The following is a 13,705-nucleotide window of genomic DNA, read 5'->3' as shown; positions in this document are numbered from 1 at the left end:
GCTGCATGCTGTGTTTACCCACCGAGCTACGTCTCCGATCTTCGTGCTTTCCCGCCGACCGGGCTAGCTGACCAGAAAATGGCCGCAAGGCATCACCCGAATGAACCCTGTGGGTGATCCCGGCACGACAGCCGGGAAGATGGCCCCGACGGCCGCTAAGGCGGTAACTCCGTGGCGCCGCTTCTCTTTCGAAGCGACAGGACTCCACTAAGTCACGAAGAGATTACGATGCCGACGCGGTGTTGTCCAGCGCACAGACCTGCGAGTTTTTCACTCTCGGCAAACCCGCTGGACGATCGCCCGGAAACGCGACACGCCCACAAGGTCACGACACGATATCGGCGCAGCGGTGTCCGTTACCGATCGGCGGCAAATGTCCGAATCGGCCGCTGGGAATTCAGGATTCGTGGCCGTTCGAGGACTCATCGTCGCGTTCGGCGAGCGCCCGCTCGAGTTCGATGATCCGGCGCCGCGCATCGGCGAGCCCGACCTCCAGCTGACCCAGCGCCATCACCAACGGCCCGACCGCCAGGTCCGCCACCAGCTGCGGATCGTCATAGCCGCGCTCTATCGCCACCAGAATGTTGGAGCGGATGCGCCGCGCGACGGTGGCACCCGCCGGAACGTTCCAGGATTCGACCACCTCGGCCGTGGTGGGGGTGGGTTCGTCGGACATGCCCCTCCGATACTCGCCGGAAACGCCACCAGCGTAGTGAGTTCCGGGCCTATAGCAATAGTGCAAGTGTCATCGTGCAATACCTTCCGCTAGGCGTATCTAGGACACGCCGTAGATACGGGCAGATTCTCCGGACCGAACGGGCTACGGTGTCAGGGTATGGACCCCGTGCGGAATCCGTATGCTCCCGGAGCCGGACAGCGCCCACCCGAATTAGCCGGGCGCGACAAGCAACTCACCGCCTTCGACATCGTGCTGGAACGCGTCGCCCGCGGCCGCCCGGAACGCAGCGTCATGCTCACCGGGTTGCGCGGCGTCGGAAAGACGGTGCTGCTCAACCAACTTCGCTCCACCGCCATCTCGCGCGGCTGGGGCACCGGCAAGATCGAGGCCAGGCCGGACCAGGAGCTACGCCGCCCGCTGTCCTCGGCGCTACATATGGCCGTCCGCGCGATCGCCATGGCCCACCGCAATCCGGAGCGGGTCGACGACTTCCTTGGCATCCTCAAGGCTTTCGCGCTGCGCGCCACCGCCGACAAGGGCATGCGCGAACGCTGGCAGCCCGGTATCGACGTACCCGCGGTGACCGGGCGCGCGGACTCCGGTGACATCGAGATCGACCTGGTCGAGCTGCTGGTCGAGGCGGCGGCGCTGGCCAGCGAGATCGGCGTCGGCATCGCGATTTTCATCGATGAGATGCAGGACCTCGGCCCGGCCGACGTCTCCGCGATCTGCGGTGCCTGCCACGAATTGAGCCAGGACGCAGCGCCGCTCATCGTGGTCGGGGCCGGGTTGCCGCATCTGCCCGCGGTGCTGTCCGCCTCGAAGAGTTACTCGGAGCGTCTGTTCAGTTACCACCGCATCGATCGACTCGACCGGGAATCCGCAGACCTCGCGCTGATCGCGCCCGCCGAGCGCGAAGAGGTGAAGTTCACCGACGAGGCGCTGGATGCGCTTTACCACAAGGCCGATGGCTATCCGTACTTTGTGCAGGCCTACGGCAAGGCCGCCTGGGACCAGGCGCCGGAGAGCCCGATCACGGCCGAGGACGTCGAGGTGGCCTCGCCGACCGCGGAAGAGGAGCTGGCGGTCGGCTTCTTCGGCTCCCGCTACGAACGGGCAACGCCGGCCGAGCGCGAATACATGCGCGCCATGGCGGATCTGGCCGGCGACGACGGCCCGGTGGCGACCTCGGCGGTGGCCAGCGAACTCGGCCGCAAACCCGCCTCCCTCTCGCCCGCGCGCGACGGCCTGATCAAGAAGGGCCTGATCTACTCGGCCGAGCGCGGCACCATCGGATTCACCGTGCCGCACTTCGGCCGCTACCTGCGCAGCGTCTGACGTTCTGAAGAGCGAACGATCGGATAGCCTCGAATTAGCCTGTCTACCAAGATCATTAGAGATCGATAGAAATCAATCGACCTGCAGCCCTACCGGCCGGTAACTAAAGTTCTTACACTCGTATGTGATCCTGATCACGTCCGAGGAGGACATCATGGCGACAGCCGCGAAAGTCGACGCCACCGAAGAACAGGCCCGCGCACTGGTCGAGGAGTCCCGCGAAACCAGCTGGGCCAAACCATCGTTCGCGAAGGAGATGTTCCTCGGGCGGTTCCGGCTCGATCTGATCCACCCCTACCCGGAGCCGAGCCCGGAGGATGCCGCCCGCACCGCGGCCTACCTCGCCAGGCTGCGGCCGTTCTGCGAGTCCATCGACGGCGGGGTGATCGAGGCGGAGGGCCGGATCCCGGACGAGTACGTCAAGGGGCTCGCCGAGCTCGGCTGCTTCGGCTTGAAGATTCCGGAATCCTATGGCGGGCAGGGACTCTCCCAGTTCGGCTATAACCGGGCGTTGATGCTGGTCGGCTCGGCCCATCCCAGCCTGGGCGTGCTGCTCTCGGCGCACCAGTCCATCGGCGTACCCGAACCGTTGAAGCTGGCGGGCACCGCGGAGCAGAAGGCGGAGTTCCTGCCCCGCTGCGCCGCGGGTGCGGTGAGTGCCTTCCTGCTCACCGAGCCCGACGTCGGCTCCGACCCGGCCAGGATGGCGAGCACCGCCACTCCGGTCGACGACGGGACGGCCTACGAGCTCAACGGCGTCAAGCTGTGGACCACCAACGGTGTGGTGGCCGAGCTGCTGGTGGTGATGGCCAGGGTGCCCAAGAGCGAGGGCCATCGCGGCGGTATCTCCGCGTTCGTGGTCGAGGCCGATTCGCCGGGCATCACCGTCGAGCGGCGCAATGCGTTCATGGGCCTGCGCGGCATCGAGAACGGCGTCACCAGGATGCACAACGTGCGGGTGCCGCGGGCCAACCTCATCGGGCGCGAAGGCGACGGCCTGAAGATCGCGCTCACCACCCTCAACGCGGGCAGGCTGGCCATCCCGGCGCTGTGTACCGCCTCGGCGAAGTGGTCGCTGAAGATCGCCAGGGAGTGGAGCACCGAGCGGGTGCAGTGGGGCAGGCCGGTCGGCGAGCACGAGGCGGTCGGCCAGAAGATCTCCTTCATCGCCGCGACCACCTACGCGCTCGAGGCCGCACTCGACCTGTCCGCCGCCATGTGCGACGAGGCGCGCAACGACATCCGGATCGAGGCGGCGCTGGCCAAGCTGTGGGCCAGCGAGATGAGCTGCACCATCGCCGACGAACTCGTGCAGATCCGCGGTGGCCGCGGCTACGAGACGGCGGCCTCGCTCGCGGCCCGCGGTGAACGCGCGGTCGGCGCCGAACAACTGGTCCGCGATCTGCGCATCAACCGGATCTTCGAGGGCTCCAGCGAGATCATGCGGCTACTGATCGCTCGGGAGATGGCCGACGCGCACATGGCGGCCGCAGGCGCGCTGGTGGACCGCAACGCCGAGTTGAAGGACAAAGCCAAGGCGGCCGTCGGCGCGACCGGCTTCTATGCCAAGTGGTTCCCGCAGCTCGCGGTCGGCTCGGGCACCGTACCCGCGACCTATACCGAATTCGGCTCGCTGGCAAAGCATCTGCGCTTCATCGAGCGCAGCTCGCGCAAACAGGCCAGGTCGCTGATGTACGCGATGGGCCGCTGGCAGGCGAAGCTGGAGTACAAGCAGAACTTCCTCGGCCGGATCGTCGATATCGGCGCCGAGTTGTTCGCCATGTCGGCGGCCTGCGTACGCGCGCACGCACTGCACAACGCGGGCGCGCCGGAGGCCAACGCCGCCGCAGAGCTCGCCGACGCCTTCTGCAAGCAGGCCAGGGTCCGGGTGCGCAGCCTGTTCGACCGGCTCTGGGACAACACCGACGACGACGATCGCGCGCTGACCCGCGGCGTGCTCACCGGTCGCTACACCTGGCTGGAGGAGGGTGTGTTCGACCCCAGCGAGGGCACCGGTCCCTGGATCGCCGAGTGGCAGGTCGGCCCGTCCACCGAGGAGAACCTGCTGCGCCCCTTCCTCCCGTCCACCCGCAGCACCGCCACCCCGTAAACGGTCGGCCGCTCACCGGGCGTCACGTTCGATAACGCTGTGCCACGAACGTGACGTCCGGCGGGTGCCCTCATTGGAGACTATTATCTTCTATTTCAAAAACACTAGAACAGCTTAGATTACCCTGATCGGTGGGTGGCTCCGCCGCCGCGCCAGCCCGCTACGCAGTCACATCCGCACCCGGTTGACGGCTGTCGATCGCCGCCTCGGTCACCTTCGAGCTGTCGATCGCCGACCCAGACGCCAACAACCGCCGAGGGCCTTCCCTGCGATAGACGACCACTCCGACCGACAGCCTTGCCGCGACTGGAAGCCGAACAAGCCGTTGCATACGTCTCCTTGCCTGAGCCGACCAAGGACATCACGAGCACGCCGGCTGGCTCTAGGCACCATTGCACGCCGACAGGGTTTGACAAACAGATCGATGCCAGCGAAGGTGGGCGCGACCGCCTAGTAAGCGGCGGCGAACGTGAACGGGGGGTTGATGCAAACTTCAAAAAACACCACACCGATCGCGTTGGCAACCGGCAATCGCTGCGAGGTGTGGTGATGGCAGGCGGTTTCTACAACCATTACGACGATCCTGACGAACACTGGGATGAGGAACCGCTCCGGCCGACGCCAAAGGCTCGTCCTGCGGACTCCATCGCGCAACCCCGGACCACCCCTTCTCCCTCGTTCGGGCCCGCTCCCGCTGCGCCGACCGATCCCGTTGAATTGCCGACAACGAGTTCCGCGCATTCGACCTTTTCCGGGTCCGCTTCACGACCTGATCAACCGGCAGACTTGCCCGGTTTCGGCAGCCTCCTCGACGACCTTGCCAAGTTTCATGGGTATACCAGGGCAATATCAGACTTGATGCAAGAAGCCTTCTCCGCCGGGCCATCGAACACTACTGCGCATGACAGCACAGGGGCCGTACAGGTTACCGTGACAGGCACAGGCGAATTGAATCAAGTTGTCGTTTCGGAGAACTGGCATCTATACCTCGACCAAAATGGCATCGGCCCGGCCTTCGTACAGGCGGTGAAGAACGCGGAGATAAAGCGCCTCGAGTTGACCAGCATCGCAGCGGCGGAGAACGGTACAATCGACAGACTCGAAGAGCTCGATATTACTTCCGCAACGCCTACAAGTTTCAGCCCGCCACAGCCCTCGCATTATCAACCGGTCAGCGTGGAGCAGATGCTTGAAAAAGCTCTTCGTAAGCTTGACGGAGATCCCACAGAATCAAAAGTCGGAGAATTCACGGCTTCCGTCGGCGGCGAGAATGAACTGTACGCATCAATCACGTTGAACAAGAATGGCATCGTCGACTGCTCGGTCCGCATTCCCTGGGGAATGGATGCGGGTGGCGGCCGGATTGCATTGGCGATCAGCGAGTCATATAATCAGGCATATCGCCAGCGAATTACATCGAACGATGGCGATTCGGAGATTTCACCCAGTACGCTGATTGGTGAAGCTATTCAAGCCATTGCCAATCTGCAGATTCATCCGCCGTCCGATGCACGGTGAACTTACTGCACCAGCAATAGCCGCCGATTCATAACTTACGAGTCGAGTGAGTAGATCAGAGGGGAACAGCAGTGGGTGCTGATGCAGAGAAGCTCGAGGTCGCAACCGGCTCACTCCGCAACGATGCGGCGCTCTGGGAGGGCAAGGCCACTGATATGTCAGGCCTCAAGGCGAAGATAGAGACGTTGACGTTTACTCATCTCGAGGCCGGCTTGTTCTTTACAATCACCGGCGCGAATGACAAACTTGTCAACGATCTGGCCAGCCGTGCAGGTGAGGCATCGCAACGCTTCACGGAAGTAGCCGGCGTGCTGCGCACATGCGCCGATACTTACGAAGCCGAAGACGCGGCAGGCAAGCACCGCATCGACAATGTCTGGTGACCAGGGGGGCGATTATGAGTTTCGATATCTCTCAGTACAATTCCGTGCTCGATGGCTTGGATAAATTCTTTACCAAAGTAGACAATGCAATAAAGGTCGAAGTTCCGAATGCCAAGAGCGATGCATTGGATCTACCTTACGTAAGACTTCTTCCCCCGCTCCAGCGCCTCATCAAGACTTGCGCAGATAAAGTCATCGAGATTTGTCAGTGGATATGGGACAAAATCAAAGAGATCTACCATGGCGTGCGTGCGCCGTACGAAATGTACTTGCGAAGCAAGGACTGGGCTGACATCCGTGACGTTTCCGCCGGGGTCAAGCAAGGTATCGATCCCAACAACGTGGAAGCGCTTCGAAGGTGGGAAGGTAGCGCTCGGACTGCATATATGCAGACGTGCACCAGCCAGGTCGGTGCCGCTGGGACATTTTCTGATATCGCCGATAAGGCGAGGAGCGGGATGCTGGATGCCGCAGTCGGTGGCCTCGCCTTCTATGTCGGCATATTGGTAATTTGTGCCGAATTCCTCCTCGGTCTCGCCAGGGCCATCGCTGAGCTGATCACCGGAGTCGGGGCGCCTGTCAGCATCGCCGACATTGCCGCTACCTCCGGGGTATCCACGGCAGCCATTTGGGGAGCCTGCACCGCCCTGGCCACGTTTCTCGGCGCCCAGATAAAGGCCATGAGCGATCTGGAAAGATCGTTCCCCGAAGGAAAGTGGCCGGACTCGCAGTCCTCGAGTTTCAACGATGCATCGGTCGACGGGGACAACAAGTCCAACTGGAAGATAGTGTAATGATGTCCGAGCCCGGGGCCCGGCGCGAAACGGAGTGGGAGCTGCGGGTCCGAGTGTTCGGGCTCCTTGTTCTAGCAGTTGTGCCCATCTTGATCGGGTGTGGACTCCTGTTCACCTTCGTCGGGGAATATGCGGGAGTCGGTGTAGTGCAACGCATTGCCATCGGAGTGGCATTGACGGTGGCGCTGTCGGCGGTCGCCATCTGCCATCGACGGCCACCCAGCGGACATCTCCTTACCGTAATTCGCACAGCATTTTTCACGTCATATGCCCTCATCGTGGTATCCGCGGCCTTAACCGTGCGGAATGAGAACTGGGAAATCTTGTCGATCCCGATCTATTTCATGCTGATCTTCTCTCTCCATGCATTATATGAACGTTGCAGTCGACGATTCGAGGCCTTCGGTAAAGGGACGTGAGCAACCTCTTGATGAGTCTTGGTAACTATATAGAAAACGCTAGAACGGTCTAGATAACCGTATTGTCGCGACCGTCTCAAGGTTTCTAGCGGTCTCTAGGCGAGCTCGCAGATGTTCCCTACCCCTCGGTCACGATCAACCGATCAGTGCTATCTGTCAGACTCTAGTCATTTTCCTATAGAAACGTAGATACGGCGGACGATCGTAGCGGGGCAGTGTCGGATACCTCCCGTGCGTCAGTTGGACAACTTGTCCATAACGCCGGGTATGACCTGCTAACGCGGCGGAAATATATATCGACAACCGGGCAAGAACGCTCCGCGAGGATGCACCCTCCCCAGGAGGACGTCATGTCCATGATCATCGCCCGCAGCGCCGCAGGCTATGACGGTCACCGTGTCACAGTGTCGGCCGACGACGGCGTTCCACTGTCGGTCCGCGTGTTCGGCACCGACACCGCACCTGTCACCGTGGTGTTCGCCCACGGCCACTGTTTACGCACCGAATCGTGGCGCTTCCTGCGCGACCAACTGCTGCGTCAGTGGGGAGCCGAGACCAGGATGGTGTTCTACGACCACCGCGGTCACGGCGAATCCGGGCAGGCCCACCCGTCGACGTACACCATCGACCAGCTCGGTCACGATCTCGACGCCGTACTGCGGACAGTCGCGCCGACCGGGCCGGTGATCCTGATCGGGCATTCGATGGGCGCGATGGTCGTGCTCGCCTACGCCCGGCTGTTCCCGGAGATGATCGGCACCCGCATCGTCGGCGTCGGCCTGATCGCGGGCGCCGCCAACGGCATCACCGAGGTGGGCCTCGGCCGGTTCCTCAAGCGGCGCGCGGTGAACTCGCTGCAGGTGGCCGTGGTTCGCGCGCCGCGCGTCATGCAGGGCTCGAAGCGGCTGTCCCGCCGGATCTTCGAGCCGATCATCCGGGCCGCGAATTCCGGCACCAGGAAGGTGAATCCGCGCATGGTCGCGGTCGCCACCGCCATGCTGAACGACACGCCGCTGCTGACCATGTCGAGCTTCCTCGCCTCGCTGATCACCTTCGACGAGACCGCGACCCTGCACCGTCTCGGCGCCATCCCGGCGCTGGTGCTGGCGGGCACGGCAGACATCGTGGTGCCGTTCGCGCATTCGGTGGTGCTCGCCTCGCAGTTGGCCGGCTCGCAGCTGGTTCCGCTCGAAGGGGCGGGGCACAGCGTGATCTTCGAGCGCGCCGAGGAGGTCGCGCTGTCCATCGTCGGTCTGGTCGATCAGGTCGTCGCGAGTCTGCGCGGGCAGGGACCGGAGTACGCCGTCGCCGGATGAGTGCCGAGCGGGCCGGGAGCACCGAAATTGACCCACCGTCGGTTCACACGAAGCGCGATGCCGGAGGCTGAGCAACAATTGGGCGAACTGCCGAAGATTCGCAGCTGACGAGCCAGATCAGGAATCTTTCTGTACTGTGTTAAAGATCACGTTGTGTGGTGAGTCACACGGCTTGGTGCAGCGCGCTTCCAGGCAGGACACGGAAGTACCCGTTACCCACCGAGTTCGCATGTCTGCCCGGAACACAGGAGGTATCGATGACACGCAGCGAAATCGCGGAACTCCGCTACACGGTCGGCCAGCTCCGGCAATCCATCGGCGCACTGCGGGCCCACTACGGTGACGCCAATATGGTGCGGCGGCTGGAGAACGATCTCGAGCGGCTCGTCATCGACGCCGACGAGCTCGAGCAGTCGCCGCCGCCGGAGGTCCGCCGCCGCCCGCAGGACACCATCTACGTCCCGGACAGCAAGTCCGACGAGGCGGCCTGGATGGGCGCGCAGGACGAAGGGCTGGGTTTCCACTCCCGCCCGCGGACCGAGTAGCGCACGATCGACAACTTCGCGGGCCCGCTCCGTGCCGGTGGGCCCGCGAAGTCGCGTCCAAGCCCGGCAACCTCAGGCCCGGTCCCCGATGAGGTCAGGCCCGATCCCCGGCGCGGTCAGGCCCGATGGCGGCCGAACCGCCGAGCCGGGCGGGCGCCGTGGAATCGGGCACCGCGCGGAGTCTCGGTGATCGGGGCGGCCGAGGCCGACTCGAACAGCGCGGCGATACCGTGGTCGTGGCCGAGCGCGATCGCCTCCAGACCGTAGGTGCCACCCGTGCGGGCGAGTTCGTGCAGCATCGTGGTCATGATCCGCAAGCCGGTGGCACCCACCGGGTGACCCAGTGCGATGGCCGAACCGTTCACGTTCAGCCGATCCCGCGGATCGAAATCCCATTCCCGCGCCAGCGCAAGCACTTCCACCGCGAAACCCTCGTTGACCTCGACCAGATCGATCTCGTCGAGTCCGATCCCGGTGCGGCCGAGCACCTTGGCCACGGCGGGCGCCGCACCGAGTGTCGCCGTCGCCGAGGCACATCCGGCCGCGGCCCAGCCGGCCAAATACGCCATCGGCGTCAGGCCCAGCTCGTCCAGCCGCTCCTCGGCGACCACGAGACACGCCGACGCGCCGTGCCGGTGTGCAGTCATATTGCCTGCGGTCACCACCCCGTTGGCGAACAACGGGCGCAACGCGGCCAAGGTGTAGGTGGAGACGTCGTCGCGCACACCCTCGTCACGCAGGATCCGGTGTCCCCCGGTGCCTTCGACATCCGCGGCGGACCAGCCCGGCTCGCCGGCCACGCCGACCGGGATCACCTCGGCGGCGAAGGTGCCCTGCCGCCAGGCGCGTGCGGCTTTGCGATGGCTGGCCGCAGCGAACTCGTCGGCTTCGGCCCGGCTGATGCCGTAGTGGCGGGCCAGCTCCTCGGCATTGCGCAGATCGGCGACCCGCGCCGAATCCCCCTGGCGGACAGTCGCATCCGCGGCGCACTCGACGCCGCCCGCCACCACCACCTCGGCGGCGCCGGTCTGCACCATCATGGCCGCGGTGATCACCGCCTGCAGGCCGCTGCCGCAGCGCCGATCGGTAAGGAAGCCGGGAACCGCGAACGGTAGCCCGGCGCCGCGCGCGGCCAGCCTGCTCAACTCCGGCCCGTCGGCCAGACCCCAGGCCATCGCGACATCCTCGATGCGCATCGGGTCGACGCCGGAGCGCTCGATCACCGCGGACAGCACCGTCGAGGCCAGCCACTCCGGCGGCATTCCCGACAGCGCACCCCCTTCGATCCCACTGGGCGTACGGACCGGCGCGACGATCGCGGCTCTTCGCATCATGGTCTTCCTTCCCCCGGCCTGGCGTCATGTCCGAGCAGCGGCGCTCGGCAGGCCATGGTGGTCGAGCAGGCTGCCGCCACCGGATCCGACGTTCGCGACGCGGACATCGGCGCACGTCAGCGGGCACATCTCGGAAAAAGAGGACCACAGATATGTTGCCGCCGTGTGACGATGGGCGCGTCGGCATTTCGACCCCAGGTTTCCTTTACGCGCACCTGCCTCGAATCGTGTTCTGTTTTAGTCGAGTTCGAAGAGTTTGCGGTCCGTTCACCGTCCGACCGGTTCTGTTGAAGCGACATCGAATGTGGCGCAAATCACGGGCATCCCGGCGGGTCTGGAATGCCGGGACCCCGCTCGAGCGATAGCCAGGGTGTCGTATGGTGCTGGGCATCACATTCGATTGCGGAGGTAACGATGACCACCCGCACAGCAGATCAGCGAGGCATCCACCAGTGAGTGCCGCACCGACTACCACCAGCAGCAGCACCACCTCGGAAACGGGGACCGGCGTCTTCAGCAGGACCAGGGCTCGAATCTCCGAACGCACGCTACGCACCGATCGCTGGTGGATTCCGCCGGCGATCACCGTGCTCGGCCTCGCCGCGTTCGTGATCTACGCGACGGTCAGATCCTATGCGCGCGACCACTATTGGGTCGCCGACTACCACTATCTGACGCCGTTCTACTCACCGTGCCTCAGCACCGCGTGCGTCGAGGGCTCCAGCCACTTCGGCACGCCGTTCGGCGATCTGCCCGCGATCCTGCCGCTGGGCTTCGTGGTGCTGCCGTTCCTGCTCGGTTTCCGGCTGACCTGCTACTACTACCGCAAGGCCTATTACCGCGCGGTGTGGTTCTCCCCGCCGGCCTGCGCGGTCGCCGAGCCGCACGCCAAGTACACCGGCGAGACCAAGCTCCCCCTGATCATCCAGAACGCGCACCGCTACTTCTTCTATGTGGCCGTGGTGGTTTCGGTGATCAATACCTACGACGCGGCCGTCGCTTTCCACGGTGCGGACGGCGGCTTCGGCTTCGGTCTCGGCAACATCGTCCTGTGGGTCAACGTGATCCTGCTGTGGGCATACACCCTGTCCTGTCATTCCTGCCGACATATCGCGGGCGGCAGGCTCAAGCACTTCTCCGCCCATCCGGTGCGCTACTGGTTCTGGACCCAGGTCTCGAAGTTGAACACCCGGCACATGGCACTGGCCTGGACCACCCTCGGCACCCTCGTGCTGACCGACTTCTACGTCATGTTGGTTGCCAGCGAGAAGATTTCGGACTTGCGGTTCATCAACTGACCCGCCCCAACCCCAGGAGTATTCGCGGCCATGCCAGAAGTGGAACGGCACAAGTACGACGTCGTCGTCATCGGGGCCGGTGGCGCAGGATTGCGCGCGGTGATCGAGGCCAGAGAACACGGCCATTCCGTCGCGGTGGTGTGCAAATCCTTGTTCGGCAAGGCGCACACCGTGATGGCCGAAGGCGGCTGCGCCGCATCGATGGGCAATGCCAACGAAAAGGACAACTGGCAAACGCATTTCAAGGACACCATGCGTGGTGGCAAGTTCCTCAACAACTGGCGCATGGCCGAACTGCATGCCCAGGAGGCACCCGACCGGGTGTGGGAACTGGAAACCTATGGGGCGCTGTTCGATCGGACCGCGGACGGCCGGATCAGCCAGCGCAACTTCGGTGGCCACACCTACCCGCGGCTCGCGCACGTCGGTGACCGCACCGGCTTGGAAATCATCCGCACCATGCAGCAGAAAATCGTCTCGCTGCAGCAGGAGGATTACGCGGCGACCGGCGATTACGAGGCGCGCATCAAGGTCTTCTCCGAATGCACCATCACCGAGCTGCTCAAGGACGGCGACCGCATTTCCGGCGCGTTCGGCTATTGGCGCGAGTCCGGCCGATTCGTGCTTTTCGAAACTCCCGCAGTGGTTCTCGCGACCGGCGGCATCGGCAAGTCGTACAAGGTGACCTCGAATTCGTGGGAGTACACCGGCGACGGCCACGCGCTCGCGCTGCGCGCAGGCGCGACGCTGATCAACATGGAGTTCTTGCAGTTCCACCCAACCGGCATGGTCTGGCCGCCCAGCGTCAAGGGCATCCTGGTCACCGAGGGTGTGCGCGGTGACGGTGGCGTGCTGAAGAACACCGAGGGCAAGCGGTTCATGTTCGACTACATCCCGCCGGTCTTCAAGGGGCAGTACGCCGAGACCGAGGAGGAGGCCGATCAGTGGTTGCGCGACAACGATTCCGCGCGCCGAACCCCTGACCTGCTGCCACGTGACGAGGTCGCGCGCGCGATCAACGAGGAGGTCAAGGCCGGTCGCGGCACACCGCACGGCGGGGTCTACCTCGATATCGCCTCGCGGATGCCCGCCGAGGAGATCAAGCGCCGGCTGCCGTCCATGCATCATCAGTTCAAAGAGCTTGCCGACGTGGACATTACGGCGGAGCCGATGGAGGTGGGCCCGACCTGTCACTACGTGATGGGCGGCATCGAAGTCGATCCCGATACCGGGGCGGCGACTGTGCCCGGATTGTTCGCCGCGGGTGAGTGTTCCGGCGGCATGCACGGCTCCAACCGGCTCGGCGGCAACTCGCTGTCGGATCTGCTGGTCTTCGGCCGCCGGGCCGGGCTCGGCGCCGCCGCGTATGTCGAGCAGCTCGCGCAGCGGCCCTCGATCACCGACGCCGACATCACCGCGGCCGCGAAAGTCGCGCTGGCGCCGTTCGATCCGCCTTCCGACGGCCGGGGTGAGAACCCGTACACTCTGCACACCGATCTGCAGCAGACGATGAACGACCTGGTCGGCATCATCCGCAAGGAGCACGAGGTGCGCGAGGCGCTCAGCAAGCTCGAAGAGCTGCGGGCCCGGTTCAAGCAGGTCACCGTCGAGGGGCACCGGCAGTTCAACCCGGGCTGGCATCTCGCGCTCGACCTGGAGAACATGCTGCTGGTCAGCGAGTGCGTCGCGAAGGCCGCGTTGCTGCGCACCGAGAGTCGCGGCGGGCACACGCGCGACGATCATCCGTCGATGGATCCCGACTGGCGGCACAAGCTGCTGGTGTGTGCGGTGGATCCGAACACGGCGGGGGAGACCATCCCGGACGTCACTGTGACGCCCAAGGAGCAGACCCCGATGCGACCGGAACTGCTCGCCCTTTTCGAACTCGGCGAGCTCGAAAAGTACTACACCCCCGACGAAATCGCCGGGCATCCGGCGACGGCCGGGCAATCGACAGAGCGAGAGGCGTAG

Annotated in this window: 12 protein-coding genes; 10 read left to right on the top strand and 2 right to left on the bottom strand. The window is 64.4% G+C overall.

The window, feature by feature from the left end; all coding sequences use genetic code 11:
• Nucleotides 1-397 precede the first annotated feature (397 nt).
• On the bottom strand, nucleotides 398-676 hold the full coding sequence (locus NN4_RS19170; protein WP_107653427.1) for a hypothetical protein: 279 nt from the start codon (nucleotides 674-676) through the stop codon (nucleotides 398-400).
• Between the two features lie 159 nt (nucleotides 677-835).
• On the opposite strand from NN4_RS19170, the gene NN4_RS19165 reads away from it, so the two are divergent.
• The 8 genes from NN4_RS19165 (at nucleotide 836) to NN4_RS19130 (ending at nucleotide 9,102) form a co-directional block, all read left to right on the top strand.
• Nucleotides 836-2,017 (top strand): ATP-binding protein, encoded by a 1,182-nt coding sequence (locus NN4_RS19165; RefSeq protein ID WP_147132986.1) that lies wholly within the window; start codon nucleotides 836-838, stop codon nucleotides 2,015-2,017.
• Between the two features lie 154 nt (nucleotides 2,018-2,171).
• Nucleotides 2,172-4,127 carry an acyl-CoA dehydrogenase family protein gene (locus NN4_RS19160; protein WP_147132982.1) on the top strand — a complete coding sequence of 652 codons (1,956 nt, stop codon included), beginning with the start codon at nucleotides 2,172-2,174 and terminating at the stop codon, nucleotides 4,125-4,127.
• 339 nt (nucleotides 4,128-4,466) lie between these two features.
• Nucleotides 4,467-5,645, top strand: coding sequence for a hypothetical protein (locus NN4_RS19155; protein WP_147132979.1), 1,179 nt, complete (start codon nucleotides 4,467-4,469; stop codon nucleotides 5,643-5,645).
• Between the two features lie 71 nt (nucleotides 5,646-5,716).
• On the top strand, nucleotides 5,717-6,028 hold the full coding sequence (locus NN4_RS19150; protein WP_147132976.1) for a hypothetical protein: 312 nt from the start codon (nucleotides 5,717-5,719) through the stop codon (nucleotides 6,026-6,028).
• Nucleotides 6,029-6,042: 14 nt separating this feature from the next.
• A complete protein-coding gene (locus NN4_RS19145) occupies nucleotides 6,043-6,822 on the top strand; it encodes a hypothetical protein (RefSeq protein ID WP_147132973.1) in 780 nt (259 codons plus the stop codon).
• 80 nt (nucleotides 6,823-6,902) lie between these two features.
• Nucleotides 6,903-7,241: a hypothetical protein gene (locus tag NN4_RS19140; RefSeq protein ID WP_147132970.1), complete on the top strand. Its 339-nt coding sequence runs from the start codon at nucleotides 6,903-6,905 to the stop codon at nucleotides 7,239-7,241.
• Nucleotides 7,242-7,591: 350 nt separating this feature from the next.
• Nucleotides 7,592-8,557: an alpha/beta fold hydrolase gene (locus tag NN4_RS19135; RefSeq protein ID WP_147132967.1), complete on the top strand. Its 966-nt coding sequence runs from the start codon at nucleotides 7,592-7,594 to the stop codon at nucleotides 8,555-8,557.
• Between the two features lie 257 nt (nucleotides 8,558-8,814).
• Nucleotides 8,815-9,102, top strand: a complete 288-nt coding sequence (locus NN4_RS19130; protein ID WP_107653429.1) for an Rv0250c family protein — start codon at nucleotides 8,815-8,817, stop codon at nucleotides 9,100-9,102.
• A 116-nt stretch (nucleotides 9,103-9,218) separates the two neighbouring features.
• Here the strand turns inward: NN4_RS19130 and NN4_RS19125 are convergent, their stop codons facing one another.
• Nucleotides 9,219-10,433: an acetyl-CoA C-acyltransferase gene (locus NN4_RS19125; protein ID WP_147132964.1), complete on the bottom strand. Its 1,215-nt coding sequence runs from the start codon at nucleotides 10,431-10,433 to the stop codon at nucleotides 9,219-9,221.
• Between the two features lie 455 nt (nucleotides 10,434-10,888).
• Here NN4_RS19125 and sdhC point away from each other — a divergent pair, with 455 nt between their 5' ends.
• A complete protein-coding gene (gene sdhC, locus NN4_RS19120) occupies nucleotides 10,889-11,734 on the top strand; it encodes a succinate dehydrogenase subunit SdhC (protein ID WP_147132960.1) in 846 nt (281 codons plus the stop codon).
• 30 nt (nucleotides 11,735-11,764) lie between these two features.
• Nucleotides 11,765-13,705 carry a fumarate reductase/succinate dehydrogenase flavoprotein subunit gene (locus tag NN4_RS19115; protein ID WP_147132957.1) on the top strand — a complete coding sequence of 647 codons (1,941 nt, stop codon included), beginning with the start codon at nucleotides 11,765-11,767 and terminating at the stop codon, nucleotides 13,703-13,705.

Source organism: Nocardia ninae NBRC 108245 (assembly GCF_007990755.1).
Classification (GTDB): domain Bacteria; phylum Actinomycetota; class Actinomycetes; order Mycobacteriales; family Mycobacteriaceae; genus Nocardia; species Nocardia ninae.
Note: the sequence above shows the minus strand (reverse complement) of the source record. Positions and strands in the feature narration are given on the sequence as shown.